This window comes from Enterobacter cloacae complex sp. IR5458 (assembly GCF_049238025.1).
Lineage (GTDB): Bacteria > Pseudomonadota > Gammaproteobacteria > Enterobacterales > Enterobacteriaceae > Enterobacter > Enterobacter kobei.
The window spans coordinates 1-2,389 of sequence record NZ_JBMKIF010000104.1; the positions used below are offsets into that span (position 1 = coordinate 1).

Annotated in this window: 3 protein-coding genes and 1 pseudogene; all 4 read left to right on the plus strand. The window is 51.4% G+C overall.

Translation table 11 applies throughout. The features are described 5' to 3' along the window. A partial coding sequence (locus ACOTYN_RS26105) for a TerD family protein (protein ID WP_058691190.1) occupies nucleotides 1-729 on the plus strand: 729 nt, incomplete at its 5' end. 22 nt (nucleotides 730-751) lie between these two features. Further along, nucleotides 752-1,207, plus strand: coding sequence for a tellurite resistance TerB family protein (locus ACOTYN_RS26110; RefSeq protein ID WP_000007449.1), 456 nt, complete (start codon nucleotides 752-754; stop codon nucleotides 1,205-1,207). A 22-nt stretch (nucleotides 1,208-1,229) separates the two neighbouring features. Continuing rightward, nucleotides 1,230-2,270, plus strand: a complete 1,041-nt coding sequence (gene terC, locus ACOTYN_RS26115; protein ID WP_000255079.1) for a tellurium resistance membrane protein TerC — start codon at nucleotides 1,230-1,232, stop codon at nucleotides 2,268-2,270. Between the two features lie 48 nt (nucleotides 2,271-2,318). Further along, nucleotides 2,319-2,389 (plus strand): annotated as a pseudogene (locus ACOTYN_RS26120) (chemical-damaging agent resistance protein C); the annotation flags it as partial.

The window sequence follows — 2,389 nt, forward strand, 5'->3', positions numbered from 1 at the left end:
GTTGCGCAGGGGTTCAACGGTGGACTTAAACCGCTGGCAGAGCATTTCGGCGTAAATATTGCCGACGAACCGGCTCCCGCAGCCCCGACTCCTCCGGTTGTAACCCCTCCGCCAGTTGAGACAAAAATCAGCCTGAGCAAGGTATCGCTGACAAAAGAGAAGCCTGCAATCAGCCTGACCAAACGGGATAACTTCGGTGAAATCCGGATCAACCTGAACTGGCACCGGGGCAGCGGCAAATCAGGCTTTGCAGGCATGTTCGGCTCCAAAGGAATCGACCTGGATCTGGGGGCCTTTGTTGAGCTTCAGGACGGGTATAAATCGGTCATTCAGGCGCTCGGTAATGCATTCGGTGATTATCGCGATGAACCGTATGTTCAGCTCAAGGGCGATGACCGGACGGGTGATGTATCAGACGGCGAGTGGCTGCATATCAATGGACGTGAATGGAAGCATATCCGCGAAGTGCTGATTTACGCCTTTATTTATGAAGGTGTTCCCAGCTGGGACAAGACTGATGGTGTGGTCACCATTCATGTGCCGGATCAACCGCCCATTGAGACCCGCCTGACCGAAGGTGAAAACCGTCGCACATTGTGCGCCATTGCCAGACTCGTAAACGAAAACGGCGCAATTAAAGTCGAGCGAATTAACCAGTACTTCAAAGGCCAGGACGAAATGGACCGGGCATTTGGCTGGGGATTTCGCTGGAGCGCCGGTTCTAAATAACACAGCAACAAAGGAAACAGGTATGAGCTTTTTCGACAAAGTTAAAGGTGCCATTAACTCAGGCCGTGACGAACTGACCCGCCAGGTTGGCCGTTTCAAAAACAAAAAATTCATGCAGGGCACCGTTGCTGTATGTGCCCGTATTGCCGTATCGAGTGACGGCGTAAGTTCGGAAGAAAAGCAGAAAATGATGGGCTTTCTGCGCTCTTCAGAAGAGCTGAAGGTCTTCGATACCAATGAGGTGATTGAGTTCTTCAATAAACTGGTTTCAAGCTTCGATTTCGATGTTGAAATCGGCAAGGGCGAAACCATGAAATACATCCTGGCGCTGAAAGATCAGCCTGAGGCCGCTCAGCTGGCCTTACGTGTTGGTATTGCCGTTGCGAAAAGTGACGGTAACTTCGATCAGGACGAGAAACTGGCCTCCCGCGAGATCGCTATCGCGTTGGGCTTCGACCCGGCTGAATTTGGCCTCTGATCCACATCCCTAAGGGTAAAATATGGTTTCCACACACATCGGCTTCCCGACTGAAACGGTCATTGTTTTTATTGCGCTTTCAGTCGGTGCCATCTTTATTGACCTGTTTATGCACCGTGATGACAAGCCTATTTCGCTGAAGAGTGCGGCGCTCTGGTCCGTATTCTGGGTTGTGGTTGCGATGGCATTTGCCGGTTTCCTCTATATCCACCACGGTGCTGAGGTTGCCAGTCTGTTTGTCACGGGTTATGCGCTGGAGAAAGTGCTGTCGGTCGATAACCTGTTCGTCATGATGGCCATCTTCTCCTGGTTCGCCGTTCCGGATCGTTATCGCCACCGTGTTCTCTACTGGGGGATCATTGGTGCCATTGTCTTCAGGGGCATCTTTGTCGCCATCGGTACGAGCCTGCTGAGTCTGGGGCCGTATGTTGAAGTTGTCTTCGCTATTATCGTTGCCTGGACAGCGGTCATGATGCTTAAAAGCGGTGATGACGATGATGAAATTGAGGATTACTCCCAGCATCTGGCTTACCGCATGGTTAAACGCTTCTTCCCTATCTGGCCGAAGCTCAGAGGGCATGCCTTCCTGCTTAACCAGAAGGAAGTGGATGCTGAACTGGCGAAACCAGAAAACAGCGATGTCACCATTGGCCGTGGTAAAAAAGCGGCGCTGTATGCGACCCCGCTGTTCCTGTGTGTGGCTGTGGTTGAACTCTCGGACGTAATGTTCGCGTTTGACTCGGTACCGGCAATCATTGCCGTCAGTCGTGAACCGCTTATCGTCTATAGTGCCATGATGTTTGCTATCCTGGGCCTGCGTACTCTGTACTTTGTCCTTGAGGCACTGAAACAGTACCTGGTTCATCTGGAGAAGGCCGTTATCGTGCTGCTGTTCTTCATCGCGGCAAAACTCGGCCTGAATGCGACCGATCACATCTGGCATCATGGTTACAGCATCGCGGCAACAACCAGCCTGTATGTTGTACTGGGTGTACTGGCGCTGGGCATTCTCGCAAGCGTCATGTTCCCGGGCAAACCTGAATCTGAGGAAAAGGGGAGTTAATCCCCTTAAGTGTTAACCTGAACAATTACTAATCGAAGAGGTTATTTTATGAGTGTTTCTCTTTCCAAAGGCGGGAACGTCTCCCTAAGTAAAGCAGCTCCGTCAATGAAAAACGTCCT

Coding starts and splice junctions, on each gene's coding strand:
- ACOTYN_RS26110 (WP_000007449.1), top strand. CDS start 752: ATGAGCTTTTTCGACAAAGTTAAAGGTGCCATTAACTCAGGCCGTGAC.
- terC (WP_000255079.1), top strand. CDS start 1,230: ATGGTTTCCACACACATCGGCTTCCCGACTGAAACGGTCATTGTTTTT.